The sequence below is a fragment of the Billgrantia endophytica genome, from assembly GCF_002879615.1.
In the GTDB taxonomy this organism is placed as follows: domain Bacteria; phylum Pseudomonadota; class Gammaproteobacteria; order Pseudomonadales; family Halomonadaceae; genus Halomonas; species Halomonas endophytica.
This window is the reverse complement of record NZ_PNRF01000032.1, coordinates 71,336-97,363: the sequence shown is the minus strand read 5'-3', so window position 1 is coordinate 97,363 and position 26,028 is coordinate 71,336. Positions and strand designations below refer to the sequence as shown.

Sequence of the window (26,028 nt, the reverse complement as noted above, 5' to 3'; positions counted from 1 at the left end):
TCCCCGAGGTCCGGTCCGGTTGCGTTCGATCTCGCTCATTTCATATTAGGCGCTATCCTTCCCGTCGCTCCAGCATCGTTTCCATTCTCGACAGCTGGGCACGAAGTTCCCGCACATCATCGCGCAGGCCATGCAATTCGGCTGCCTCGCCGGTCCCGCTCTCCAGTTCGATCTGCACGCTCTCCTTCTGCATCACGTCGAGCACGATGCCGATCATCATGTTGAGGAAGATGAAAGCGTTGAGAAAGATGAAGGTGAGAAAGAAGATCCAGGCGTAGGGATAGTGCTCCATGGTGGGGTAGAGCACCGCCGTGGCCCAGCTCTCGAAGGTGGCGACCTGGAACAGTGTCAGCATGGCCAGGGAAATGTTGCCCCACAGCTGCTCGTCCACGTCGCTGAACAGGAAGCTGCCGATGGCCGCATAGATGTAGAAGATGATGAACATCAATAGCGCCACGTAGCCCATGCGCGGAATCGACTTGAACAGCGCCGCCATCAGCATGCGCAGCTCGGGAATCATCGAGACCAGACGCAGCACGCGGAAGATGCGCAGCAGCCGTGCCAACAGGACCATCTCCGAGTCGTCCATGGGGATCAGGCTGGCAGTGACGACAAGGAAGTCGAAGACGTTCCAGCCCTTGCGGAAGAAATCGCGCAGCTGCCGCTCCGCCGCCATGCGGATCAGGATCTCCATCAGGAAGAAGATCGTCACGCCCACGTCCAGCACCAGCAGCGTCTGCTGGAAGCGGGTGGTCTCATCGTAGGTCTTGGCACCGATCAGCAGTGCCGAGAAGACGATGATGCCGATCACCGTCAGCTCGAAGAGCTTGTTCGCGCGCAGCCGCTCGAAGCGATCGCGCCAGATATCGATGGAAGCGCTCATGGGCAAGAAAATCTCATACCGATCTATGACATAAGGCGTCTTGCATGGATCCGACAGAACCGGCAGAACGTCCTGTCAAGCCACACAGGCCCCGACTGGGGATTGGAGCAGAGCCGAGACGGCGTGATGGTACCATGCAGCGGCCGGTGGAGCTTGGTCACGCGATCACGCCAAGTTACTCCAGCACAACCATCCTTCACCGTTGTTGCTTGTACATGCCAGGCGGGCTCTTCTACCTTCAAGTCACCAACTGCGCGCAGAAGCGGTCACAAGGAGCCGGCTCCAGAAGGAGCCACTTGCGTTGCCGTGCGGCAGAAGTGCGACAAGGAAAGGAGCCCATCACATGAGCGAACGGAAGCAACCTCCCCAGGAACAGCAGGCTCAGCCAGGCGACGAGCATGTCATGAGCCCCAGGCCCGAGTTCATTCGTGACACCTACCGGGGCGCAGACAAACTCAAGGACAAGGTCGCCATCATTACCGGGGGCGACAGCGGCATTGGCCGCGCGGTTGCCGTGCATTATGCCCGCGAGGGCGCCGACAGCGTGATCGTTCACCTTGAAGAGGACACCGACGCCCAGGAAACCCGGGGCCTGGTCGAAGCCGAAGGACGGCGCTGCCTGGTACTCAAGGGCGATGTGGGCAAGCCGGACTTCTGCCATGAGATCGTCGACAGGACCCTGGCTGAATTCGGCAAGGTCAACATCCTGGTGCACAACTCGGCCGAACAGTACGACTGGAACGACGTGACGGAGATCCCCCCCGAACAGCTCCAGCGCACCTTCCAGACAAACGTCTTCAGTCACTTCTACCTGACCCAGGCGGCGCTTCCCCACATGAACGAGGGGGATGTCATCATTTCCACCTCCTCGATCAACGCCTTCAAGGGCAACGACTCGCTGATCGATTACACCGCCACCAAGGGTGCCATCCAAGGGCTGGTCCGCTCCCTGGCCATGGCACTGGTGGACCGGGGGATCCGGGTCAATGCCGTTGCGCCGGGGCCGGTGTGGACACCGCTGATACCGGCAAGCTTCCCGGAGGAGAAGGTGGCCTACTTCGGCGGGCAGGTACCGATGGATCGAGCCGGCCAGCCTTCCGAAATGGGGCCGGCCTATGTCTACCTGGCCTGTGAGGAGTCGTCCTACATGAGCGGACAGACGCTGCATCTCAACGGTGGCGTCGTGCTCAATACCTGAAAGGCGTTACCCGGCCGGGTGCGAGGCGTCAGGTCGTGAGATTGGCCGGGTCGAGAAGACCCAGCAGGTCCTGGGCGTGCTGGGCGGCTTCCCGGCCGAGCGGTGTCATGTAGCCGCCGTCCGCCTGGGTCACCAGTCCCTTGTCATACAGCCGTGCCGCCGCTGCAACGGCCTCCGGAGCGGCGCTGGAATGCACCTTGATGCCCTCCTGGGTGGTATCCAGGTTGAACAGACAGAGGATATTGAGCTCTTCCAGCTGCTCGGTAGTGAAACGCGCTTGGGGCATGGCGACCTCCGGTCCGATGGGATTCTTCGAAGGTAAGCCAGTTTGCGTCTCGGGACCAGCGTATCAGCGTGACTCGTCTTCCAGATCCACCTGACGATAGCCCATCAGGTAGAGTACCGCATCGATTCCCAGGGTCGAGATCGACTGCCGTGCCTGGCTGCGAACCAGTGGTTTGGCACGAAAAGCGATGCCCATACCCGCGGTGGACAGCATCTTCAGGTCATTGGCACCGTCCCCCACGGCGATGGTCTGCTCCAGGGCGAGCCCTTCCCGCTCGGCGATTTCCCGCAGCAAGTCGGCCTTGCGGTTCGCATCCAGGATCGGTTCGCGGACCTCGCCTGTCACCTTGCCATTTTCGATCACCAGTTCGTTGGCATGAACCTCGTCGAAACCGAGCTTCTCCTGCAGGTGCCTGGCGAAGTAGGTAAAGCCCCCGGACAGAATCACCGTGCGGTAGCCCAGGCGCTTCAGGTGCATCATCAACCGTTCGACACCGTCCATCATCGGCAGTGTCTCGGCGATCTCGGCGAGCACGGCCTCGTCGAGTCCCTTGAGCTTGCTCATGCGTTCCCGGAAGCTCTGCTGGAAGTCCAGTTCACCGCGCATGGCACGCTCTGTGATCTCGGCCACGTCATCATAGACGCCGTGGCGGCGGGCCAGTTCATCGATCACCTCGGCCTGGATCAGCGTCGAGTCCATGTCGAAACAGACCAGGCGACGATGCCGGCGCCAGATGGAATCCTCCTGAATGGCGATGTCCACACCATGCATGGCACCTAGCGCCAGGGCCTTCTCGCGCAGCGCATCGAGGTCCACCTCCTCCCCACGCAGCCAGCATTCGACGCAGGAGCCGTACGCGGGCACCCCGCCGTCCAGTGGCTCACGCCCGGAAAGGCGATGAATCAGCTCCACGGTCAGGCCGTGCTCGGCGGTCAGCGCTCCCACCTCGGCCAGGATGCCCGCGGGCAGATGCGGCGCCAGCAGGGTCAGGATCAGCCGCGGCTCGCTGGCCTGAACGCTCCAGCGCTGGTAATCCTCGGCACTCACCTGGATGGCCTGCACGTCGAGTCCCAGGGTGTCGCCGGCGGCACTCAGCGCACTCTCCAGGTCGCTGTCCCGGTCGAGCCCCACCAGCGCCTCCAGCGAGACCATGCCGAAGGTGACGCTCTGATTGATGTCCAGCAGTCGAGCGCCGCTGCGCGCCATGGCCTGTCCCAGGCCGGCCAGCTGGCCGGGTCGTGCCGCGCCGGTGGCGCGTATCAGCAGTCGTCTTGTCATACGTGCCTCAAGAATAAGCGGGTACTGGCGGCTTTCGGCGCCAGGCCTGCGAGGAGGCGCTGTGAACCCATCCCTGGGCGCTACATTTGCCATCCATGGCAAATGACCTCCTCTTCGGCCTGCCCCTTTGCCGTCTTGCCTTTTACAAGACCGAGCAGATTGGTGGAATCGGGTCGGTTCAACCTCCAGACGTCGAGCTCTCCAAACGATCGACTTTCTGCAGACCGCGGGGCAACTTGCTGCCACGTCGGCCACGCTCACCGCGATAGTAATCCAGTTCGGCGGCCTTGAGCGTCAACTTGCGCTTGCCGGCATGGATCACCAGGGCCGCGCCTTCCGGCAGCACCGCGATATCGCGCACCAGTTCCTCTCGCCTCGCCGCCCTGGCACCCGGGATGTCGATCATCTTGTTGCCCTTGCCCTTGGACATCTCGGGCAACTGATCGAGCGGGAAGACCAGCAGGCGCCCCTCGCTGGAAACGGCCGCCACATAGCTGCCCTGCCCATCGGGCACCTGCACCGGCGCCATCACGCGACACCCCTTGGGCACCGAGAGAACCGACTTGCCCGACTTGTTCTTGCCGGTCAGCTCCTCCAGGCGCGCCACGAAACCATAGCCCCCATCGGAGGTCAGCAGGTAGCGGGTGGTCGGCGGCGCCAGCATCAGACCCGCCATATGGGCTCCCGCCACCACGTTGACCCGCCCGGTCACCGGCTCGCCCTGGCTCCGTGCGCTGGGCAGGTTGTGGGCCGCCAGGGTATAGGCACGCCCGGTGTCGTCGAGCAGCACCAGCGGCTGGTTGGTCTTGCCCCGGGCCGCCAGGGAGAAACCGTCCCCGGACTTGTAGGAGAGCCCTTCCGGGTCGATCTCATGTCCCTTGGCAGCGCGAATCCAGCCCTTCTCGGACAGCACCACGGTGATGGGATCGGCACCCATCAACTCGACCTCGGAAAGCGCCCGGGCCTCCTCGCGCTCGACGATGGGTGCACGACGCTCGTCGCCATGCTCGCGCCCCGCCTCGCGAATCTCCTCTTCGATCAGATCGGTCAAGGCGGCTTCATTGCCGAGCAGCTCCTGAAGACGCTTGCGCTCGTTCTCCAGGGCGTCCTGCTCCCCACGGATCTTCATCTCCTCGAGCTTGGCCAGATGGCGCAGGCGCAGCTCGAGTATCGCTTCGGCCTGGCGATCGGAGAGTGCGAAGGCGCGCATCAATTCGGCCTTGGGTTCGTCCTCCTCGCGGATGATCCGGATGACCTCGTCGAGGTTGAGATAGGCCGCCAGCAGGCCTTCCAGGATGTGCAGCCGGTCCTCCACCTTGCCCAGGCGGTGTTCCAGGCGCCGACGCACCGTGGCGCGGCGAAAGCGCAGCCACTCGCCGAGCATGTCGGGCAGCGGCATCACCCGTGGGCGACCGTCCAGGCCGATGACATTCAGATTGACCCGAATGTTCTTCTCGAGATCGGTGGTGGCGAACAGATGCGCCATCAACGCCTCGATATCGACCCGGTTGGAGCGCGGCTCGATCACCAGCCGGGTCGGATCCTCGTGTGTCGACTCGTCGCGCAGATCCGCCACCATGGGCAGCTTCCGGGCGTTCATCTGGGCGGCGATCTGTTCCAGTATCCTGGAGCCGCTGACCTGGTAGGGTAGCGCGGTGACCACCACCTTGCCCTCTTCCAGGGTATAGCAGGCGCGCAGCTTCACCGAGCCACGGCCGCTCTCGTAGAGTTTGCGCAGGTCAGCTCGGGGCGTGATGATCTCGGCCTGGGTGGGGAAATCGGGCGCGGGCAGGAATTCGACCAGATCCGTCGTCGTCGCACCCGGGTTGCGCAGCAGGTGGCAGGTGGCCTCGACCACTTCCCTGACATTGTGCGGCGGGATATCGGTGGCCATGCCGACGGCGATGCCGGTGCCGCCATTGAGCAACACATGGGGCAGCCGCGCCGGCAGCACCACCGGCTCGTTCATGGTACCGTCGAAATTGGGGGTCCAGTCGACGGTGCCCTGCCCCAGCTCGGCGAGCAGCACCTCGGCGAACTTCGACAGCCGCGCTTCGGTATAGCGCATCGCCGCGAAGGACTTGGGGTCGTCGGGGCTGCCCCAGTTGCCCTGGCCATCCACCAGCGGATAGCGGTAGCTGAAGGGCTGGGCCATCAGCACCATCGCCTCGTAGCAGGCGCTGTCACCGTGAGGGTGGAACTTGCCCAGCACGTCGCCGACGGTCCGCGCCGACTTCTTGTACTTGGCGTTGGCACCCAACGCCAGCTCGCGCATGGCGTAGATGATGCGTCGCTGCACCGGCTTCATGCCGTCACCGATGTGCGGCAGCGCCCGGTCGAGGATCACGTACATCGAGTAGTCGAGGTACGCCTTCTCGGTATATTCGCGCAGCGAGAGGCGTTCAACGTCGCCTTCCGCCACCTGGATATCCATGGTCATAGCATGTTGACCTTATTCGCGATCGTGGAATCGTCGAGGGATCATCCCTCTGCCAGCTCATCAGAGCCAGTGGACTTGCATCGCAGCTGACCCGGCGACCGGCCCTCGGGGAGGCGCTATGAACCCCTCCCTGGGCGCTACCGATGCCATCCCTGGCATCGGACCTCCCCTCGGACCTGTCCCCGGCGCCGCTAGCCTCGGTATCTCTTCCTGCTTACCCCGACGGCGTTCAGTTCCCGGCGAAGCCGCGTCAGACTTCTATGTCCGCCAAGTTGCCATAGTCTTCCAGCCAGCTCTTGCGATCCGGCGAACGCTTCTTGGCCAGCAGCATGTCCATCATCTCCATGGTGCCGTCGCCCTCCTCCCGGGTGAGCTGCACCAGGCGCCGGGTCTCCACCGCCATGGTGGTCTCGCGCAGTTGCAGCGGACTCATCTCCCCCAGCCCCTTGAAGCGCTGGACGTTCACCGTGCCACGCTTGCCCTCCAGCCGGCGCAGAACCGACGCTTTCTCGCTCTCGTCCAGGGCGTAGTGCACTTCCTTGCCCAGGTCGATGCGGTAGAGCGGCGGCATGGCCACGTAGACATGACCGGCGTCCACCAGCGTGGGGAAGTGACGCACGAAGAGCGCGCACAGCAGCGTGGCGATATGCAGGCCATCGGAATCGGCATCGGCGAGAATGCAGATCTTGTGGTAGCGCAGCTTGGAGAGATCGTCGCTGCCCGGGTCCATCCCCACCGCCACGGCAATGTCGTGGACCTCCTGAGAGCCGTAGATATCGTGTGACTCGACTTCCCAGGTGTTGAGGATCTTGCCGCGCAGCGGCAGGATCGCCTGGGTCTCGCGGTTGCGCGCCTGCTTGGCGCTGCCGCCGGCGGAGTCTCCCTCCACCAGGAAGAGTTCGCCCTGGGCCGGGTCCTGTCCGGAACAGTCGGCCAGCTTGCCCGGCAACGCCGGCCCCGCCGTGACCTTCTTGCGCGCCACCTTCTTGGCGCTTTTCTGGCGCCGCTGGGCGGCGTTGATCGCCAGTTCGGCCAGCGCCTCGGCCTGGTCGACGTGGTGGTTGAGCCACAGCGAGAAGGCATCCTTGACCACCCCCGCAACGAAGGCTGCCACGGTGCGAGACGACAGCCGCTCCTTGGTCTGGCCGGCGAACTGGGGGTCGAGCATCTTCACCGACAGCACATAGGAGACGCGTTCCCAGAGATCGTCGGCGGTCAGCTTGACGCCTCGCGGCAGCAGGCTGCGGTATTCACAGAATTCGCGCAAGGCATCGAGCAGGCCCGAGCGCAGGCCGTTGACGTGGGTGCCGCCCTGGGGCGTGGGAATCAGGTTGACGTAGCTCTCCATCAGCGGCTCGCCACCTTCCGGCAGCCACTGGATCGCCCAATCCACCGCCTGCTCCTCGTCGGCGAAATGGCCGATCAGGGGCGAGGCCGGCAACACCTCGAAACCGTCAGTGGCCTGGGCCAGGTAGTCGCGCAGGCCATCCTCGTACTGCCAGACGCTCTCGGTCCCATCGGCCTCGACCAGCATGACCTTGAGCCCGGGACAGAGCACCGCCTTGGCCCGCAGCAGGTGCTGGAGCCGGCCCATGGCAAGGCGGGGACTGTCGAAATAGGTGAGGTCGGGCCAGAAGCGCACGATGGTACCGGTGGTCCGCTTGGCCGCACTGCCGATCACGGCCAGCTCCGATACCTTGTCGCCATGCTCGAAGGCCATGGCATGCCGGCTGCCGTCGCGCAGCACCTCGACTTCAAGCCGGCGCGACAGGGCATTCACCACCGAGACACCGACCCCGTGCAGGCCGCCGGAGAAGCGGTAGCTGGATTGCGAGAACTTGCCCCCGGCATGCAGCCGGGTGAGGATCAGTTCGATACCGGAAACGCCATGTTCCGGATGCATGTCGATGGGCATGCCCCGGCCGTCGTCGCTGACCTCGATGCCGCCATCTCCAAGCAGCCGGACGACCACTTCCCGGGCATGACCGGCCAGCGCCTCGTCGACGCTGTTGTCGATGACCTCCTGGATCAGGTGGTTGGGGCGGGTGGTATCGGTATACATGCCGGGGCGCTTGCGCACCGGATCGAGGCCGGAAAGTACTTCGATTGAGCTGGCGCTGTACTGTGTCATGCGTCGTCCATATCCAGGTCCTGATCGGTGATGCGCCCCGGAGCCAGGCCATGGCCCCCGTGGGCAAGAATCGCTGGAAGATACTCTGCCAGCATGCCGAAGGCATGATCGCCGCCGGGGTGCAGGATAGTTCGGGCACCACGGTAGAGATCGAAGGCGTCCGTCGGGTCGAGGCTTTCGTCGGCCGTACCCAGCAGCAGCAGGTAGCGCCCGGGCGAAACGGCTACCGGCGTCAGGTGCGACAGCTCCTCGACGTGGCCAGGCTCGATGGCAAAGCGTTCACCGGTATGCGCGTTGACGAAGACCTCGCCGACCCAGCCCGTCACCAGGCGCACCGGACGTACCGCCGGATTGATCACCGCGGCCGGCAGGTCATGGCGCTCGGCCAGGCAGGTCGCCAGGAATCCCCCCAGGGAACTGCCGGCCAACAGCGGCTTCGGGCCCAGCCCCTCAAGCAGGGACTCGGCCAGCCGGTAGGCCGCCGCCGGCCGGTGAGGCAGTTGCGGCGTCTCGCAGCGCAGCCCCAGGGCCGCACAGGCCGACCGCATCAGCGCCGCCTTGGGCGAGCCATAGCCGCTATTGAAACCGTGCAGATACAGTACGCCACTGGTGCCAGGCCACGGTCCCGGCGCACTCAGCATACCCAAACACCTGTATGCATTACCAGCATCACTTTCGTCTCACTCCTCTCCAGCCGCTTCCGCCTGCCAGACGGCCTCGATCAGGGCGCGGGTGGAAGCGTCCATGCGCTCGTGACCGGCATGGTTGGCGAGCATGTCCCCGGTTTCCCCCGCGATCTGCTTGCCAAGCTCCACCCCCCACTGATCGAAGGGATTGATTCCCCAGATCGTTGCCTGGACGTAGACCTTGTGCTCGTAGAGGGCAATCAACGCTCCCAGGGTCGCGGGAGTCAGGCGGTCGAGCAATAGCGTGGTGGAGGGCTGGTTGCCCCGGTAGCGCTTGTGCCCAGGCCGTTCACCCGGCTCGTCGATGGCATCGTCACCCAGCATCAACAGGCGCGACTGGGCAAAGCAGTTGGCCAGGGTCAGGCGGTGCTGGGCCTTGAGATGCGCGCGCGTGGCATCATCCTTAACCTCGTCGTAGCGGCGTAGCGGTGCGATGAAGTCGCACACCACCGGCTGGGTACCCTGATGCAGCAGCTGATAGAAGGCATGCTGGGCATTGGGCCCGAGCTGACCCCAGAGCACCGGGCAGGTCGAATAGTTGACTTCGTGGCCCTCATGGGTCGCCGACTTGCCGTTGGACTCCATCTCGAGCTGCTCCAGGTAAGCGGCGAAGTACTCCAGCCGACCATCGTAAGGCAGGATGGAATGGGCACGGATCCCCAGGAAGTTGGCGTTCCAGATGCCTGCCAATGCCAGCAGCACCGGCAGGTTGTCGGCGAGAGGTGCTGCGGCAAAGTGACGGTCCATGGCATGTGCACCGGCCAGCAGGTCACGGAAATTCTTCATGCCGATCACCAGCGCGATAGGCAGGCCGATGGCCCCCCACAGCGAGTAGCGACCGCCCACCCACTCCCAGAATTCGAGCTGGCTGGACTCGGCGATACCCCACTTGGTCATCTTGTCGGGCTTGGCCGAGACACCGATGAAATGCTGCCGCATGACCATCGACTCGTCCACCCGCGCGTTGCCCTCCTTCACCAGTCGTGTCATCAGCCAGTCCTGGGCGGTGCGCGCGTTGGAGAGCGTATCGATGGTGGTGAAGGATTTCGACGAGATCACGAACAGCGTGGTCTCGGGGTTGAAGCGGCTCAGGTAATCGACCAGTTGGGAGCCGTCCATGGTGGAGGCAAAGTGAACGTCGATATGGGGGACGTCATCGGGACGGTAGTCGGCCAGGGCATGAGTCACCATCAGCGGCCCGAGGTCGGAGCCACCGACACCCAGGTTCACCACGTCGTGAATGGGACGTCCGGTGGCACCCCGCCACTGGCTGGCATGGAGGCGCTCGACCATGGTTCCCATCTTGGCCAGGGACTCATGAACGCCCGGCACGACATCGTTGCCATCCACCACCAGTGATGCCTCCTCCGGGAGGCGCAAGGCGGTATGCAGCGCGGGACGATCCTCGCTGATATTGACGTGCTGCCCGGACAGCAAGGCCTCGATCGCCTCGGGCATGCGTGCCTCACGGGCAAGGTCGAGCAGCAGCCCCAAGGTCTCGTGGCACCAGCGCTGCTTGGAAAGGTCCAGGGTCAGGCCAGCCGCCCGCCGCGAAAAATCCAGGCCACGCCGCTGATCGGCGAACAGTTCGCGCAGGTGCCGACCACGCACCGTCTCGGCATGACCCGCCAGGGCCTGCCAGGCGGGCGCCTGATCGATGGGGGGATGGCTCATGCGAATCCTCCTTGCTCGTTATCGTCCATTGGTGCAGCCAGCCTGTGACACGCGTAACATGGTGGCCAACTCGCACTTTCCGGCACGCCCCATGAGTCATGTATCTTACCGTGACGCGATCTTTTCCACACCCCTGGACCGGGTTGCGCAATTCTCCTTCGATGAGCGGGTGGTCGCCTGCTTCCCGGACATGATCCGCCGCTCGGTGCCGGGCTACGGTCAGATCCTGGGCATGCTGGGCCTCATCGCCCAGCGTCACCTGCGCCATGGCGCCCACGTCTATGACCTGGGCTGCTCGCTGGGTGCGGTGGGCCTGGCGCTGGCCAGCCAGCTGCCCCCCGATGCCTTCCGGCTGACCGGGGTGGACCTCTCGCCGGCCATGGTGGCGCGGGCGCGGGAAACCCTGGCGGCCGAATGCCCCGACCATGACATTCAGGTGATCGAAGGCGATATTCGTACACTCGACTATCAGGCCACGGGCATGATCGTGCTCAATTTCACCTTGCAGTTCCTGTCTCCCGAAGACCGGGACGCGGTGATTGCCAGGCTATACGACGCCCTGGAACCGGGCGGGGTACTGGTCCTCTCCGAAAAGGTCATCGACCCCGACGAGCAGGACAATGCCTGGCGCGTGGAACGCTACCACGACTTCAAGCGCGCCAACGGTTACAGCGATCTGGAAATCAGCCAGAAGCGGACCGCGCTCGAGAACGTGCTGATCCCGGATACCCTCGAGGCCCACCATGACCGCCTCGGCAAGGCCGGCTTCCCCCGTTCGCTGACCTGGTTCCAGTACCTCAACTTTGCCTCGCTGATCGCCTTCAAGACCTATGAGTCGCCATGAGCGGGTTATGGATCGTGCTGCTGGGCGCGGGGCTGGGTCTCTATGTCGCCACGGCCTGGTGGCACTCCCGGAAACCGCTTCCGTCCGGACTGAAGGTCACCGGCCCATGGCGCGACGCCGGCGACTCCCGGCTGCTGCTCGACGAGACATTTCTCGATGCCGACGGGCAGCGCCACTGCCGCCAGCAGATCGTCGACGAGTGGCTACGCCTGATTGGCCAGGCGCGGCGACTGGTGATGATCGATATCTTTCAGTTCAACGACCCGGCCGATTCACCACCGGATTGCCATCGCCGGGTTTCCTTCGAACTGGTCGATGCCCTGCTGGCACGCAAGCGGGAGATGCCGGAACTCGAGATCGTGCTGATCACCGACCCCATCAATACCGCGTATGGTGGCCACCAGGCCACCCACCTCACGGAACTTCGTGCCGCGGGGGCGCAGGTGATCATCACCCGCCTCTCCGCCAGTCGCGACCCCAATCCCACCTGGAATGCCCTGTGGCGGCTGGCCATCCGGCAATGGGGAAATACCACCCGAAACGGCTGGTTGCCCAACCCGGTGGGTCCTGGACGCGCCACCCTGCGCAGCTATCTCGCGGCTCTCAACCTGAACGCCAATCACCGCAAGACCCTGGTGGTCGATGATGGCGATGGCTGGCGGGCGATAGTCAGCTCCGCCAATCTCGACGACGGCAGCAGCGACTACCGCGACCTTGCCCTTACCCTGTCGGGTTCCGCCGCCCTGGACCTGATGGCGTCGGAGGCCGGGATCGCCGGCTTCTCGGGCGCCTCCGGGCTGACAGTACCAACCCCGCCCCCCGCGGCTCAACTGTCGACCGCCACCCCACGGCTGCGAATCCTCAGCGAAGGAGCCATCCGCGACGCTCTTCTCCACACCGTCGAGACCGCACAGCCCGGCGAGCAGCTCGATATCGAGACGCTCTACCTGTCGCATCGCGGCATGATCAAGGCTCTGCTCGGCGCCCATCGGCGGGGGGTGGCGATCCGGGTGCTGCTCGATCCCAACAAGGCGCATTTCGGACGCCCCAGCCCCGGCATCCCCAATCGCCAGGCGTCTCGGGACCTGCATGAAGCGGGCATTGCCGTTCGCTGGAGCGATACCCGGGGCGAACAGGCCCACGGCAAGCTGCTGCTGCGTAGCGGTGGCAACCGCCCCGCCACGCTGCTGGCCGGGTCCGCCAATCTGACGCGTCGGAGCCTCGACGACCTCAACCTCGAGCTCAATGTCCAGCTCGAAGCCACCCTTGCGCACCCGGCCATCGACCGTGCGCGAGACGCCTTCGAGCGGCACTGGCACAATACGTCCCACGAACATTACAGCACGACCTATGCCGCCCATGCCGACCCTTCGCGGCTGCGCTACTGGCGCTACCGTGCCATGGAAGCCAGTGGCTGGTGCGTTTTTTAAGACAGGAACCGGTATGTCCCACCCTCATCGTGAACTCTATCGCGCCTTCATCGACCAGGGGCTGGACCGTTGGCTCGCGCGGCTGCCCGAACAGCTGGCCGCGGGCCTGGACCGTCAGCGCTACGGTGACCTGCCCGCCTGGGAGAAGGCGGTCTCCAGGCTACCGGCCCTGCCCGTCGAACGGCAGGTGCGGCTGGATGCCGATACGGTTACGGTCGACTGCGACCTCACCGATTCGCAGCGACGCCAGTGCGAGAACCTGCTGCGACAACTCATTCCCTGGCGCAAGGGTCCCTATCGCCTGGGGGGAATCTCCATCGATACCGAATGGCGCTCCGACTGGAAATGGCAGCGGGTGGCTCCGCACCTGGCCGACCTGCGCGGCCGACGAGTCCTGGACGTAGGGGGCGGCAGCGGCTACCACGCCTGGCGCATGAGCGGCGCCGGCGCCGACTTCGTGCTGGTGATCGATCCCTCGCCGCGCTTCTACTATCAGTTCCAGGCGGTGCGGCACTTCGTCGGCGGCACGGATGGCGGACGCACCCACTTCCTGCCGGTCGGCATCGAGGATGTCCCGAGCCGGCTCGCCTTCTTCGACACGGTCTTTTCCATGGGCGTGCTGTACCACCGGCCTTCACCACTGGAGCACCTGCTGCAGCTGAAGGATGCCCTGCGGCCGGGCGGCGAACTGGTGCTGGAGACCCTGGTGGTGGAAGGCGACGAAACGACGGTGCTGCTACCCGGCGAGCGCTATGCCGCCATGCCCAACGTCTACTTCCTGCCCTCCTCCGCGGCGCTTTGCCAGTGGATCGAACGCTGCGGGTTCGATAACGTGCGTGTCGTCGATGAAGCCGTCACCAGCCTCGACGAGCAGCGTTCGACAGACTGGATGACCTTCCAGTCCCTGGCTGATTTTCTCGACCCGCACAACCCGAGCAAGACCCGCGAGGGCTACCCTGCTCCGCGTCGTGCCGTAATTCTCGCCAACAAGCCCAAATAGGGAAACGCTGAACAAATCGCCGAGCGAGATGAAGCGCAAGGCGCGAGGAGCGCAAGACCAGGAGCATATGGGGTATATGTGACTGGTCTGAGCACCGCAGTAACAAAGCGATTCGCTCGCGCAGGCATTTGTTTCCCTAACGCCGCAGAATCACCAGCCATCGCCCCAGGTTCAGAATACTGGCCAGCGATGCCGCCACGTAGGTGAAGGCACAGGCGGTGAGCACATGCCGGGCCCCCGGCATGTCGTAGGGTGGCACATAGTCCTTGAGCAGCGGCAGGGCCCGCTGGAAGCTGGCGTCGAACTCCACCGGCAGGGTCACCAGGTGTACCATCGCTGCAGTACCGAAGCTGATCAGCGCTGCCAACACAACGATCAGCATGCCGCCGGGCAGTCGCGTCAGTATGAACAGGAAGGGGGCAGCCATCATCAGCAGAGCGCCGATCTTCTCGGCCTGCTGCGCCATCCCGACCAGCCGGGTGCGCGCCAGCAGAGGCGCATAACCCCGCGCATGTTGAATGGCGTGGCCAACCTCGTGGGCGGCTACCGTCACCGCGGTCAGCGAGCGGCCCTCATAGTGCTCCGGCGACAACCGCACCCGCCGCGCCGTCGGGTCGTAGTGGTCGCCATGTTCGGAGACTTCCACCTCCACTCCCTCGATGCCGAGGCGTTCGAGCAGATGCCTGGCCAGTTCTCCCCCGGTACCTGGATAGTCGTCACGCGGCCGGGCATGACGTGACAATACCCACTTGGTCCAGTAGTTGGGCAGAATAAAGATCAGCAGCAACACACCGATCAGCAGTACCGCCATATCCATCACCTCGTCGCTTTCCCACCCTCAGGCGTTCCAGCTTACCGGATTTGGCATGCGGCTATCCCATCGGTACCGGCTTGATGAGGCACAACAACAGAAACATGACTATTCTCAGCCTGCTCTCCGATTTTCGAGCCCCTGGTGCATGGCGGCAACGGGTGCCGCCAAGATTAGTCTAAGCAGCCGACGTCTGATTCACTACACTAGATCGAAATCCGGTGCGATCTGCGCCAACCATGTCTTGACCCGCTCCTCCGTCAAGCCACTCTGGTTGTCCAGGTCCAACGCCAGGCCGACGAACTTGTCGTCGACCACGGCCTCGGAGTGTTCGAACTCGTAACCTTCGGTCGGCCAGGCACCGACGATCCTGGCGCCACGCTCGCTGAAGAAGTCATAGAGCGCGATCATCCCGTCGAGGAACTCGTCGGCATACCCTATCTGGTCGCCCAGCCCGAACAGCGCGATCGTCTTGCCACTGAAGTCGGTATCCTCCAGCTTGGGCAGGAACTCCTCCCAGCTTTCATCCTCGCAGTCGGCCGAAAGCCCGGGCAGTAGTCCGTCACCCAGCGTCGGCGTACCCAGAATCAGGAATTCGTATTGGGCGAAGTCCTCCGGTGTGGTGCGATTGACGTTGAGAGGGGCCTCAGCGGTATCTTCACCGAGTTGCTTCCTGATCATTTTGGCAACCTTGCGGGTTTTCCCCGTACTGGTGCCGAAAAAGAGTCCGATCCTGGCCATATCACTCACCTCTGGTTGCAAATGTGAAAGCTCTTTCAGGTCGTCAGCCCACTCGGGCGTCCCGACCCGCTGTCATCAGTGGAGAAACGGACCACGGCATGGGTCCGACGTATGAAGTCAATCGATTCATCAATGGGGTTACACATCAAGGCTCATGCGCGGCGTTTGCGCGGCGTTTTCCGACGTGGCAAATGACGACTCCGTCGATGCCGTATCGTCCTCTTTTCCCTCTTCGGCCAGTATTTGCGATACGTGCAGCCTTGCATGCCCTCCCTCTGCCACCAGGTCCAGGGTACAGCGTCGCAGCAGGGGCTGTGACGGCATGTCGAACATGACCGGCTGCAAGGCGGCTTCCAGTACCGCACGCAGGCCACGGGCACCGGTCTTGCGTTGCAGGGCCTGGTCGGCGATATGGCTCAGGGCCGCAGGGGTGATCTCCAGGGCCACGTTCTGATAGAGGAAAAGCTGTTGGTACTGTTTCACCAAGGCATTGCGCGGTTCGGTGAGAATCCGCAGCAAGATCTCGTGGTCCAGCTCCTGCAGGAAGGTGATGATCGGAAAACGCCCGATGAACTCGGGAATAAGCCCGAACTCGTGCAGATCGTCCGGCATCAGGGAAACCAGCAGTTCGTTGGTGCTGGGCTTCTCCTGAGCCGGCTGGGAGTGAAAGCCGATACCCGTGTCCTTCGGCTGGACCCGGCTGAAGACCATGGTGTCGAGGCCTGGGAAGGCGCCACCGGCAATGAACAGGATGTTGCGGGTGTCGACCACCTGTTCCTCGCCCTGTTCGTTGCGCCGGGTCGATTTGGAAATGCGCACCTCGGTACCTTCGACCATCTTCAACAGAGCCTGCTGCACCCCCTCCCCGGAGATATCGCGTACCGCCGAGCCTCCCCCGCTGCGCTTGGCCAGCTTGTCGACCTCGTCGATGTACACGATGCCCCATTGGGCCTGCTGCACATCGCCACCGGCCGCCTCCAGCAAACGCGAGATGATGCTGTCGACGTCGTCACCGACATAGCCGGCCTGGGTCAGCGTGGTGGCATCGGCCGATGCGAAGGGTACGCCGAGAATACGCGCCAGGGTGCGCACCAGCAGCGTCTTGCCGGTGCCGGAAGGCCCGGCCATGAGGATATTGGACTTCTCCAGCTCTATCTGCTCGCCGAGTTGGCAGGCGGGGCCACGTTCACAGTTGAGCAGGCGCAGATAATGATTGTAGACCGCCACCGCCAGGGTATCCTTGGCCGCTTCCTGGCCGATCACCGACTCGTCCAGGTGCCGTCGATAGGCAGAGGGCGTTCGTAATTGCGGCGCCAGTTGCTCGCTCTTGCGCCGTTGCCCCCAACTGCTCACGACCTGGTGGGCGAGCTTGACGCAGGCTTCGCAGATACGCCCTTCGTTACCGGCGATCAAGGGTATGTCGGGGCTCTTCTCCGCCCCGCAGAAAGAGCAGCAGGGGGTTTCGGTATCAGCCATGGGCCTGGTTCTCCTTCCGAGGGGTACGTTGCAGCAGGCTTTCCAGCCACTGGCGCTGGTGGACCTTGCGCCGATGCGCCTGGAGTTTTTCGCGCAGGGGCGTCAGAACCTTGTCGAGGGGCAACAACATGGCCGGCAAGGCGGCTTCGCAGTACAACAGGTGGAACCCCAGGGGCGATTCGATGACCGGGCTGATCTGCCCCTGCGCCATCTCGAACAGACAGGCCTCGAGCTCGGGATACAGCGTGCCCGGCTTGACGTTGCCAAGCTGCCCCCCCTGCAATGAGGTCGGGCATTCCGAATGCCTCAGCGCCTGGTCGGCAAAGCGCTTCGGCTCGCGGTACAGATCATTGGCGATGGCCTCGATGCGGGCCAGCGCCACCTCGCGAGTGTTTTCCGGATAGCTGGCGTTGATGGTGACGAGGATATGTCGCGCCTGACGCGAGGCCGGGCGTGTGAACTGCTCCGGATGGTCGTGGTAGTAGCGTCCGGCCTCGGCGTCGTCGACCTCCGGCAGGCCGGCGCAGACACGAGCGAGCACCGCCTCGACCTTCAGTTCGCGGGCCAGCGCCTCTTTCATCCGGGCCTGGTCCAGGCCACAGGCCGCGAGGGCTTGTCGCAAGACGTTGGCATCCTGGTAGCGGTTGCCGAGACGTGTCCAGGCATCGTCCACCTGCGAGGATGGGATCACCACACCCAACGCTTCCGGGCTATGCAACACCGCCTCTTCGATCTGCAGCTGTCGGGCGGCGATGCGCTGGGCCTGGCGCAACTGCTGTTCGTCGAGATCGCCCGGCGCCCGCTCGAACCGCTCATGGGCGACTTTCAGGAGATGGTAGGGGCTGCCGCCCGGCCCCGCTTGTCGTCGTTCATTGCCCATCGCTGGTTGCCTCCCCTTCCCCGGCCGGAATCAGGCTATGCTCGGGCACCTGCAATACCCGGCCATTGCCGAAATGCACGTGGTACTGAATGCCCTGCGGCTGATCGCGCAACACCTTCTCGATACTGCCCGCCTGACCCTTGACGATCACCACCTCGCCACGAATGGCCAAGTCGCAGGCGGTCACCACGTCATCGCGAAACTCGAAACGGTTGGGAATCCAGGGCGACGAGGCGGGAATCAGTTCCTCTTCACGACAGCCGACGGTGCGCCCCACTCCAAGGAAATGCACACGATAGATGATCTGGTCCTGCAGGTAGGTACCGACATCATAGACACATCCCACTTCACCGCGGCGTACAAGCTGCACGCCGGTTTCCAATCCCGGATAGGTGCCATCGTTACGCACATTACGGATCAGGCGTACCTCCTCGCCATAGTCGAAGCGCGGCAGGGTCATGGCATCCTCCCTTGGCTCAGCCCAACAGTTGGTCGATGGAGACGAAGGTCTTCTGCGGTTCATGCATGTGGAAGACCTTGAATACCTTTTCGGTCTGGGCATCGGACTCGACGAAGTCCTGATAGGCGCACGTCAGCAACTGACGATAGATGTCGTGACGCGCACAATCGCCATGTTCGTCGAGGTCGCCGGCCTTGCTCAGGTAGTCATGGTAGCGTTGCATGATATGCAGGCGGTTGACGTGGACGATCTCCTGGGCATAGCTCACGCCGAAGAAGTCGAGGAAGTCCTCGGCGGAGACCAGATCCTCCATGGCCTCGTCCAGCGTCAGGTCGGAATCCGGGGAAAAGCCTTGCGTGGTCATGGTCGTATCTCCGCGGTGGCCGCAGTGGGAAAGGGCAGGATTTGGCCGGTATTGGCCGTCACGACATCGAGCAGCAGTCGGGCGCCCAGTCGGTCGTCGATGTCAAGCTCCACGACCTTGGCGAGCATGGCCTTGCCCTTTTCGAAATGGCCGAGGCGCAGGCATAGATAGCCGGCCCCCTTGAGCGCCAGCAAATAGAAGCGCAGCAGTCCGACGCCATGCTCCTTCGCCGACATCAGATGGCGGTCGTCGATTTCGTTCCACGCCGATGGCAATGCCAGACGCGGCGCGACGATCGTCATGACCCGAGTGGCGATGTCGAGGGCATCCATATAGCGATGCTGGTAGTAATAGAAGCGGTACAATCCGACCAGTACACAGAGGTTGTCCGGAGCCAGCGCCCATGCCTCGAGCAGCGGGCGTTCAGCCGTGCCCTGGCTGTACTGTCGGGCGGCAGCGGCCAGGCGGGCTTCGATGTCCGCCGGCAGCGGCTCGTCGAAGTAGAGGCCATCGCCATTGAAGTCCTGCAGATCCATGGGTGCTCCTTGCGCTTGGGCGCTCAATCGGCCGTCGTGCCGAGCGTGGTGGTGCGTCTGTGCCCAGGCACCTGGCCCAGGGCGATGCCACCGCCGGCACAGTCGTTTTCGCAGATGTCATTGTCCGGATCGCAACTCTGGTAAAGCTGCTGCTGGCTACCGGAGACGATCGGATCACCCGCCTCGACCCGTTTCTCGAGGCTATCGAGTCGCTCCAGCAGGCAGGCGATGGCCTTGCCGACCGGGTCGGGAATCAGGTGATGGTCGAGGTCGACCCCATAGGGATTGAGACGACCGGCCTCGCGCACCTTGACCACCTTGCCGGGAATGCCGACCACGGTGCAGGCGGGTGGCACCTCACACACCACCACCGAATTGGCGCCGACCCGAGCCTGGGCGCCGATGGTGATCGGCCCGAGGATCTTGGCTCCGGCACCGACCAGCACGCCATCGCCCAGGGTCGGGTGGCGCTTGCCCTTGTGCCAACTGGTGCCACCCAGCGTGACGCCGTGATAGAGGGTTACGTCCTCGCCGATCTCGGCGGTCTCCCCGATCACCACGCCAGCGCCGTGATCGATGAACAGGCGCGCGCCGATGCGTGCGCCAGGGTGGATATCGACATTGCTCACCAGCCGTGCGAGGAACGACAGCAGGCGTGCCGGATAGCGCCATTCGGCCCGCCACAGGCGGTGGGCCAGGCGGTGGGCCATGACCGCGTGGACCCCCGGATAGGTGGTCAGCACCTCGAAGGGGGTACGCGCGGCGGGATCGCGCTGGAACACGCAGCGGATATCCTCGCGCCACTCTCCAAACAGGCTCATGTCGCCCCTCCAACCAGCGGTACGGCCGGTTCCTCGTACAATTGCCGATAGAAGGCCTCCAACTCGTCGGCCTCGGGGCTACGCTTGGTGCGGGTGGAAAAGGCACGAATACGGTTGAGCAGAACCTGGCTCTGGCCGTCTTGCAGCTCGATGCCCAGGGCCTGATAGCTGGTCTGAACCATGTGCGAGCCGGAGTGCTTGCCCAACACCAGGCTATGGCTGCGACCGAGTTCGTCGGGATCGAGCCCTTCGTAGTTGCGCCGATACTTGAGCAGACCATCGACGTGAATGCCCGCCTCATGGGTGAATACCCCGGCACCGACCACGCTCTTCTGCCATGCCACCTGACGCCCCGATGCCTGCTCGACCAACGCCGAGATGGCCGGGATGCCGCGCGTGTCGATACCGCTGTCGATGCCGTGGAGATGCGTCAGGGCCAGCGCGCACTCTTCCAGCGCCGCGTTGCCGGCACGCTCGCCCAAGCCGTTGACCGTGGTGTTGATATGGCTGGCACCGCCTTTCACCGCGGCCAGGGTATTGGCGGTGGCCAGACCGAAGTCGTCGTGCGCGTGCACCTCGAGCTCGATGTCCAGGCGCTGGCGCAGGAAAAGGAAACGCTCGTACATGCCGAACGGCTCCATCACCCCCACCGTATCGGCGAAGCGCAGACGCCGGGCGCCGGCGGCCTGGGCGACCTCCGCCACACGCACGATGAACTCCATATCGGCCCGCGAGGCGTCTTCACAGCCCAGGCACACCTCCAGCCCCGCCATGCGTGCCTCGCGGACCAGCCGGGAGACCTCCCTCAACGCCCAGTCGCGATCGCGATCGAGCTTGTGGCGCAACATCAGGTCGGACACCGGCAGCGACAGGTCGACCATGCCCACGCCACTGTCCAACGCCGCCCGCAGGTCGAAATCGCACAGCCGGCACCACGCCAGCAGCCGGACAGGCAAGCCGAGGGCGGCGATGGCACGCATCACCTCGCGCTCCTCCTCGCCCATGCTGGGAATGCCGATCTCCAACTCCGGCACTCCGATGTCGGCCAAGCCACGAGCGATGGCGATCTTCTCCTCGGCATTGAAGGCCACGCCGGCACCCTGTTCACCGTCACGCAGGGTGGTGTCATCGATGACCACTGTGCTCATAGCTATCTCCCGTGCGTTGAAGAGGCGCTGCGCCGCGTTCAGCCGTAGACAGGGGCAAAATCCTTGCCGCTTTCCTGCAATGGGCCGTTGCCACTCCAGTACGGCGACAGTTTGCGCAACTGGGCCACGATCGGCGGCACTTCACGAATCACGTGTTCGATCTCGGCGTCGGTGGTATAGCGCGACAGGGAGAACCGCACGGTGCCATGGGCTGCGGTGTAGGGAATGTCCATGGCACGCATCACGTGCGACGGCTCCAGCGAACCGGAGGTGCAGGCCGAACCGCTGGATGCGGCGATACCGACCTTGTTGAGCAGCAACAGGATGGCCTCTCCCTCGATGTACTCGAAGGCGATATTGGCGGTGTTGGGCAGCCGGTTGTCCGGGTCGCCAGTGACGAAGGCGTAGGGCACCTCGGCGAGAATGCCGGCTTCGAGCTTGTCGCGCAGGCGCCTGACTTCGCTGTTCTCGTGCTCCATGAACTGCAGGGCACGCTCGGCGGCCACGCCCAGGCCGATGATCGAGGCGACGTTCTCGGTCCCGGCCCGGCGCCCACGCTCCTGGTGGCCACCGCGCAGCAGCGGGCGAAAGCGCGTACCGCGACGCAAGTAGAGTACGCCGACACCCTTGGGTGCGTGCAATTTGTGCCCGGAGAGCGAAAGCATGTGAATCGATGAGTTCTTCAGGTCCAGCGGCACCTTGCCCACCGCCTGCACGGCATCGGTATGGAACATGATGCCGGCCTCATCGGCCAGGCACGCCATCTCCTCGACGGGAAACAGGTTGCCGGTTTCGTTGTTGGCCCACATCACCGAAACCACCGCCACATCGTCGCTCAGCAGAGCAGCGTACTCCTCGAGGTCGAGACGACCGCGATTGTCCACCGCCAGTTTGTGCACGGTGTAACCCTCGCTGGACAGGTAGTCGCATAGGGTCAGTATCGCCGGGTGTTCGACCACGGTAGTGATGATGGTCTTGCGCTCCGGCTGCGCCTTGAGCGCCGAAAGAATGGCGGTGGAGTCGGACTCGGTACCACAGGAGGTGAAGATGATCTCCGAGTCGTGCTCGGCACCGAGCAACGTCTGCAGGCTCTGCCGGGCGCGTTTCAGGCTATGGCCGACCTGGTTGCCGAAGCTGTGCAACGATGACGGGTTGCCGAACTGCTCGGTGAAGAACGGCAGCATGGCCTGGACCACTTCGTCATCCACCCGAGTGGTAGCATTGTTGTCGAGATAGACGTCGTTCATCTCACACCCCCGCGATCTGAGTTTTGGCTGGCGCGCTGTTGTCCGGAATCACCTTGACGAACTCGCCCAGATCCTCCATCAGTCGCTGCTGGATACCGCCCAGGGTCATGCTGGCCATCTGGCAACCGATACAGGCGCCGGTCAGCTTGACGTAGACGTTCTTGCCATCGACATCGATCAGTTCCACGTCACCATGGTCGCGCTGCAAGGTCGGACGGATCGACTCCAAGACCGCTTCGATACGCCGGATGCGCTGCACGTTGGTCAGCTTGCCAGCGGGAGCGGCGGACGGAGTCGGCTCGGGTTCGGGCTCGGCCACGTCGAGCGCCACCAGTGGCTGCCTGGCCGATTTCCTGGGCGACCGGGCCTTGATAGGCGCCGGAGTGAAGGTCTCGCCACGAGCGGCCAGCTCTTCTCCAAGAATATTCTCGATGGCTTCATGGCAGGCCGAGCAACCACCGCCGGCCTTGGTGTAGTTGCTCACGTCCTCGACGCTGGACAAGTGATTGGCACGGATGGTGTCGCGTACCATGACCTCGTCCACGGCGAAGCACTTGCAGACCAGGGCACCCTCTTCGTGGTCGTCCTCCAACTCCTCGCCACGGTAATTGGCGACGGCGGCCTGCAGGGCTTCGCGGCCCATCACCGAACAGTGCATCTTTTCCGGTGGCAGGCCATCGAGGTAATCGGCGATATCCTGGTTGCTGATCTTCAGCGCATCGTCGACCGTCAAGCCCTTGACCATCTCGGTCAGCGCGGATGACGAGGCGATGGCCGAACCACAGCCGAAGGTCTGGAACCCCGCGTCTTCGATGATATTCGTATCCGGGTCCACACGCAGCGACAGACGCAGGGCATCGCCACAGCTCAGTGAGCCGACATCACCGACGGCATTGGCATCCAACACCGCACCGGCATTCTTCGGGTTGTAGAAGTGTTCCTTGACCTTTTCCGAGTAGTCCCACATGACGGCTGATCTCCCGATGTCTGTTGGGCCCCGGCGCTACCGGCGACCTCATGTTGCCTAGCAGGGGTTGCCTAGCAGGCGAAGGATTTTCCGCATCCACAGCTACTGCTGGCGTTCGGGTTGACGAAGGTGAAGCCGCTCCCCTCCATGCTTTCCACGAAGTCCATGGTCACGCCACTGAGCAAGGGGGCGCTGGTGTCGTCGATCAGCAGGGTGATTCCACCGCAATCGACTGTCTGGTCGTTTCCGGAGCCACTCTCTTCCAGCTTCAGACTGTATTTCAGGCCCGAGCAGCCACCGTCCTCGACGCGGATGCGCAGAGCAACGACCGGCTTATCGGCGTTGGCCATGAAGCGATTGACGGCGGCTGCGGCGCTGTCGGTCATGGTTATCATTGAAATATCTCCTCGGCTGTAGCTGGCTGCTCGCGGCAACCTGACGAAGAGATCAGAGCAAGGGGGGGGCCATACTGGATATTTCAATAAAAATATATAGTTTTATTAGTACGTTAAAGAAAAACCCGGGGAGTGAAAACCTGTCGCGAACAAGACCTGCGAGGAGAGGTTGTCAGGTTTACGACATGCACTCGTCCATTTGCGAGGCATCCCAGCCCGAGGATCGGGGTATGGACGAAAGGCGCATCAAACCGGAGCGCTGGGGAGCGTGCCAAGATCACTGAAATAGTGGTTGCGGTGTAGTTGCTCCGCGCCATAGCGTGCGACCAGGCAACTGCGGCCCTCGACTCTTGCCGCCGAACTGATCAGGCCCTGCTGTTGAATCAGCACATCGCCCTTGTGCAGCGCCAGCAGGCGCATGTTCTGCTCCGCCTGCTGCTCTTCCTGCGCGCGCAAGGCCCATAGCAGATGCGTTTCAAGCTCGCGCCACTGCTCCAGGCTGGCACCCTCCTCGCGCATCCGCTGCAGCCTGCCGGCCAGCGCCGGCTCCGCCGCCAGCAGGCGCTGCAAACTGCGGCGGCTGTGAGCATGGCTACCGGGACTGACCTTGAGGCCGGCTTCCAGGGGGATGGAACGCAACGCGATCCATACGCTCAGATGTGCCGGCGCGCCGGCACATGCATTGCAAGCCGACAGCACCTGCTCGCTCTCCAGGCTGCCGACACCCAGGAGGTAGCTACTCTCCCCCGCCAGCATGTTCAGCGGCTTCAGCACTCGCTCGTGCAACACCAGTCCCGATATACCGGTCGTCCGGCCATACACCGCCTGACGACGGCGCAGGACCTCCGGATGCACCTGTCGCACGCCCATCTTGGGAGGCTCGCAACGCAGCAGGTAGGCGGCCACGGCGGCGGCATAATGATCGATCACCGACTTCGGAAGGCAACCACGCAGCACAGTGAAGCCGTCATAGTCGAAAGCGAAGCTATCGATCATGGGCGAGGTAGAACGAATGGGATCAAGCATAACGGATGCTCCAGTTAGGTGCGCCAACTCAAATGATAATAGTTATCAATTACTGAATTGCAAGCGTTTCCTTCACATGCACCCAAACACCGATATGAATAACTCAATACAACGAAAATAGCACAGGCAAATCTCGTTCCAAACGTGGACCATCCTTCATTATTGGCTATTTTGTACGTAGCGCGGGGGATGAGAACAGTGAATTTCCCTGTCAAGTTATATACAAAACAACATAGCGAGACATGACAATGTAGTCTATACGACACGACCTGCGTAGACGCAATGTGCCCCATGGGCAGCAATTTATTGTTTTATAAGCATTATTCTACTATAAATGGAGTCGTGGAACTTTTCTTGCGCAACATGTTGTGAAATATTTCCAACGATCAAAGCAAGGGGCATCGCTATCATGAAAACCAGTGCACGCAATCAACTGTCTGGATCGATAAAGGAAATCAAGAAGGGAGCCGTCAACGGCAACGTGGTGCTCGACCTGGGAAACGAGCTGGTCGTCGTTGCCAACATCACCAACGACAGCATCGAGAGGCTACAACTCGCGCCGGGCAAGCCCGCCCTGGCCTTGATCAAGGCCAGCTTCATCCTGCTGTCCCCCGACCCCGAAGTGAAGATCAGTGCCCGCAACCGGCTGCAAGGCACCGTGAGCGGAATCATTCCTGGCGCCGTGAATAGCGAGGTGATCTTGCAGTTGCCCACCGGTCAGGGGATCACCGCGATAGTCACCAACGAAAGTGTGTCGGAACTGGCCTTGGCCGTGGGACAACCCTGCACCGCCCTGATCAAGGCTTCCCATATCATCATCGCCGTCGACTGAACGAACCGACATGGGTAACCATCACCGCGTCGCTGGCCAGCCGTGGCAACCCCGTCACGCTCGGTCGGACGCGGTGGTGAGGTTTACCGCGCCGTGTGTCGCGATTGTCGGTAATACGACAGAGGAATGGACATAATCAATTGATTTCATAATGATGAAATCAAGGCATCAATGTTGCATTAGGGTTTGCGCAAGGCGTTGCTCAGCCTTGCTTTCCACTGAATCGCAACAGAGAGAACAGCATGTCCATCAAAGAAATCAAATCTTTCTCGGATCAAGCCAAGACCGATCGGCTCCTGGCCGAGAAATTGAAAGCCTGCGAGAAGGTCCGCGAGTTGATCGCGCTGGGTAAGGAGTATGGCTTCACCATCGATGAAGTCGAACTCTACCCACCGAACGAGCCGCAGTTCACCGAAGAACAGTTCTCGGAAAAGCTGGCCAAGGCGTTGTTGCGCGTCTGATTGCATTGTCGGA

General features: G+C 63.1%; 26 protein-coding genes. 6 read left to right on the top strand and 20 right to left on the bottom strand.

What is annotated here, in order from left to right:
• Positions 1-52: 52 nt before the first annotated feature.
• Positions 53-883 (bottom strand): ion transporter, encoded by an 831-nt coding sequence (locus C1H69_RS15960; RefSeq protein WP_102654370.1) that lies wholly within the window; start codon positions 881-883, stop codon positions 53-55.
• Between the two features lie 343 nt (positions 884-1,226).
• On the opposite strand from C1H69_RS15960, the gene C1H69_RS15955 reads away from it, so the two are divergent.
• Complete coding sequence (locus tag C1H69_RS15955) at positions 1,227-2,081, top strand: SDR family oxidoreductase (RefSeq protein ID WP_102654369.1); 855 nt, start codon at positions 1,227-1,229, stop codon at positions 2,079-2,081.
• A 28-nt stretch (positions 2,082-2,109) separates the two neighbouring features.
• On the opposite strand, the gene C1H69_RS15950 is transcribed toward C1H69_RS15955, so the two are convergent.
• The 6 genes from C1H69_RS15950 to pgi form a co-directional block, all read right to left on the bottom strand.
• Positions 2,110-2,367 carry a TIGR02647 family protein gene (locus C1H69_RS15950; protein WP_102654368.1) on the bottom strand — a complete coding sequence of 86 codons (258 nt, stop codon included), beginning with the start codon at positions 2,365-2,367 and terminating at the stop codon, positions 2,110-2,112.
• 63 nt (positions 2,368-2,430) lie between these two features.
• Complete coding sequence (gene serB / locus C1H69_RS15945; protein WP_102654367.1) at positions 2,431-3,645, bottom strand: phosphoserine phosphatase SerB; 1,215 nt, start codon at positions 3,643-3,645, stop codon at positions 2,431-2,433.
• Between the two features lie 178 nt (positions 3,646-3,823).
• On the bottom strand, positions 3,824-6,085 hold the full coding sequence (parC, locus tag C1H69_RS15940) for a DNA topoisomerase IV subunit A (protein WP_102654366.1): 2,262 nt from the start codon (positions 6,083-6,085) through the stop codon (positions 3,824-3,826).
• Positions 6,086-6,335: 250 nt separating this feature from the next.
• On the bottom strand, positions 6,336-8,216 hold the full coding sequence (gene parE / locus C1H69_RS15935; RefSeq protein WP_102654365.1) for a DNA topoisomerase IV subunit B: 1,881 nt from the start codon (positions 8,214-8,216) through the stop codon (positions 6,336-6,338).
• Positions 8,213-8,857, bottom strand: a complete 645-nt coding sequence (locus tag C1H69_RS15930) for a YqiA/YcfP family alpha/beta fold hydrolase (RefSeq protein ID WP_102654364.1) — start codon at positions 8,855-8,857, stop codon at positions 8,213-8,215. The genes parE and C1H69_RS15930 overlap by 4 nt, the downstream gene beginning before the upstream one ends.
• A 39-nt stretch (positions 8,858-8,896) precedes the next feature.
• Complete coding sequence (gene pgi / locus C1H69_RS15925) at positions 8,897-10,576, bottom strand: glucose-6-phosphate isomerase (RefSeq protein ID WP_102654363.1); 1,680 nt, start codon at positions 10,574-10,576, stop codon at positions 8,897-8,899.
• A 91-nt stretch (positions 10,577-10,667) separates the two neighbouring features.
• On the opposite strand from pgi, the gene cmoA reads away from it, so the two are divergent.
• From cmoA to cmoB, 3 genes are read left to right on the top strand one after another with little or no spacing between them, the layout of a single operon-like run.
• Complete coding sequence (cmoA, locus tag C1H69_RS15920) at positions 10,668-11,420, top strand: carboxy-S-adenosyl-L-methionine synthase CmoA (protein ID WP_102654479.1); 753 nt, start codon at positions 10,668-10,670, stop codon at positions 11,418-11,420.
• Complete coding sequence (locus tag C1H69_RS15915; protein ID WP_102654362.1) at positions 11,417-12,850, top strand: phospholipase D-like domain-containing protein; 1,434 nt, start codon at positions 11,417-11,419, stop codon at positions 12,848-12,850. The genes cmoA and C1H69_RS15915 overlap by 4 nt, the downstream gene beginning before the upstream one ends.
• A gap of 13 nt (positions 12,851-12,863) precedes the next feature.
• Positions 12,864-13,850, top strand: a complete 987-nt coding sequence (cmoB, locus tag C1H69_RS15910; protein WP_102654361.1) for a tRNA 5-methoxyuridine(34)/uridine 5-oxyacetic acid(34) synthase CmoB — start codon at positions 12,864-12,866, stop codon at positions 13,848-13,850.
• 136 nt (positions 13,851-13,986) lie between these two features.
• On the opposite strand, the gene C1H69_RS15905 is transcribed toward cmoB, so the two are convergent.
• The 13 genes from C1H69_RS15905 to C1H69_RS15845 form a co-directional block, all read right to left on the bottom strand.
• The gene (locus C1H69_RS15905) at positions 13,987-14,661 is read right to left on the bottom strand and encodes a zinc metallopeptidase (RefSeq protein ID WP_102654478.1); all 675 of its coding nucleotides are present in this window, start codon (positions 14,659-14,661) and stop codon (positions 13,987-13,989) included.
• A gap of 201 nt (positions 14,662-14,862) precedes the next feature.
• Positions 14,863-15,402 carry a flavodoxin gene (locus tag C1H69_RS15900; RefSeq protein ID WP_102654360.1) on the bottom strand — a complete coding sequence of 180 codons (540 nt, stop codon included), beginning with the start codon at positions 15,400-15,402 and terminating at the stop codon, positions 14,863-14,865.
• Positions 15,403-15,540: 138 nt separating this feature from the next.
• Positions 15,541-16,878, bottom strand: coding sequence for an ATP-dependent Clp protease ATP-binding subunit ClpX (clpX, locus tag C1H69_RS15895; protein ID WP_102654359.1), 1,338 nt, complete (start codon positions 16,876-16,878; stop codon positions 15,541-15,543).
• Positions 16,871-17,758 carry a nitrogen fixation protein NifM gene (gene nifM, locus C1H69_RS15890; protein WP_102654358.1) on the bottom strand — a complete coding sequence of 296 codons (888 nt, stop codon included), beginning with the start codon at positions 17,756-17,758 and terminating at the stop codon, positions 16,871-16,873. Before nifM ends, clpX begins: the two co-directional genes overlap by 8 nt.
• Positions 17,748-18,218, bottom strand: a complete 471-nt coding sequence (locus C1H69_RS15885) for a nitrogen fixation protein NifZ (RefSeq protein WP_102654357.1) — start codon at positions 18,216-18,218, stop codon at positions 17,748-17,750. The genes nifM and C1H69_RS15885 overlap by 11 nt, the downstream gene beginning before the upstream one ends.
• 16 nt (positions 18,219-18,234) lie before the next feature.
• Positions 18,235-18,582, bottom strand: a complete 348-nt coding sequence (gene nifW, locus C1H69_RS15880; protein ID WP_102654356.1) for a nitrogenase-stabilizing/protective protein NifW — start codon at positions 18,580-18,582, stop codon at positions 18,235-18,237.
• On the bottom strand, positions 18,579-19,118 hold the full coding sequence (locus tag C1H69_RS15875; RefSeq protein WP_102654355.1) for a hypothetical protein: 540 nt from the start codon (positions 19,116-19,118) through the stop codon (positions 18,579-18,581). The genes nifW and C1H69_RS15875 overlap by 4 nt, the downstream gene beginning before the upstream one ends.
• A 23-nt stretch (positions 19,119-19,141) precedes the next feature.
• Positions 19,142-19,939 (bottom strand): serine O-acetyltransferase, encoded by a 798-nt coding sequence (gene cysE / locus C1H69_RS15870; RefSeq protein ID WP_102654354.1) that lies wholly within the window; start codon positions 19,937-19,939, stop codon positions 19,142-19,144.
• Positions 19,936-21,087 (bottom strand): homocitrate synthase, encoded by a 1,152-nt coding sequence (gene nifV / locus C1H69_RS15865; RefSeq protein WP_102654353.1) that lies wholly within the window; start codon positions 21,085-21,087, stop codon positions 19,936-19,938. The genes cysE and nifV overlap by 4 nt, the downstream gene beginning before the upstream one ends.
• A 38-nt stretch (positions 21,088-21,125) precedes the next feature.
• Entirely contained in the window at positions 21,126-22,334 is a 1,209-nt protein-coding gene (nifS, locus tag C1H69_RS15860) for a cysteine desulfurase NifS (protein WP_102654352.1), read from the bottom strand.
• Between the two features lies 1 nt (position 22,335).
• Positions 22,336-23,301: a Fe-S cluster assembly protein NifU gene (nifU, locus tag C1H69_RS15855; RefSeq protein ID WP_102654351.1), complete on the bottom strand. Its 966-nt coding sequence runs from the start codon at positions 23,299-23,301 to the stop codon at positions 22,336-22,338.
• A 71-nt stretch (positions 23,302-23,372) separates the two neighbouring features.
• Positions 23,373-23,696 (bottom strand): HesB/IscA family protein, encoded by a 324-nt coding sequence (locus tag C1H69_RS15850; RefSeq protein ID WP_102654350.1) that lies wholly within the window; start codon positions 23,694-23,696, stop codon positions 23,373-23,375.
• Between the two features lie 246 nt (positions 23,697-23,942).
• On the bottom strand, positions 23,943-24,722 hold the full coding sequence (locus tag C1H69_RS15845) for a hypothetical protein (protein WP_102654349.1): 780 nt from the start codon (positions 24,720-24,722) through the stop codon (positions 23,943-23,945).
• 409 nt (positions 24,723-25,131) lie between these two features.
• Between C1H69_RS15845 and C1H69_RS15840 the strand changes: the two genes are divergently transcribed.
• Complete coding sequence (locus C1H69_RS15840) at positions 25,132-25,554, top strand: TOBE domain-containing protein (RefSeq protein WP_102654348.1); 423 nt, start codon at positions 25,132-25,134, stop codon at positions 25,552-25,554.
• 242 nt (positions 25,555-25,796) lie between these two features.
• Positions 25,797-26,015, top strand: a complete 219-nt coding sequence (locus C1H69_RS15835) for a Nif11-like leader peptide family natural product precursor (protein ID WP_102654347.1) — start codon at positions 25,797-25,799, stop codon at positions 26,013-26,015.
• Positions 26,016-26,028: the final 13 nt, after the last annotated feature.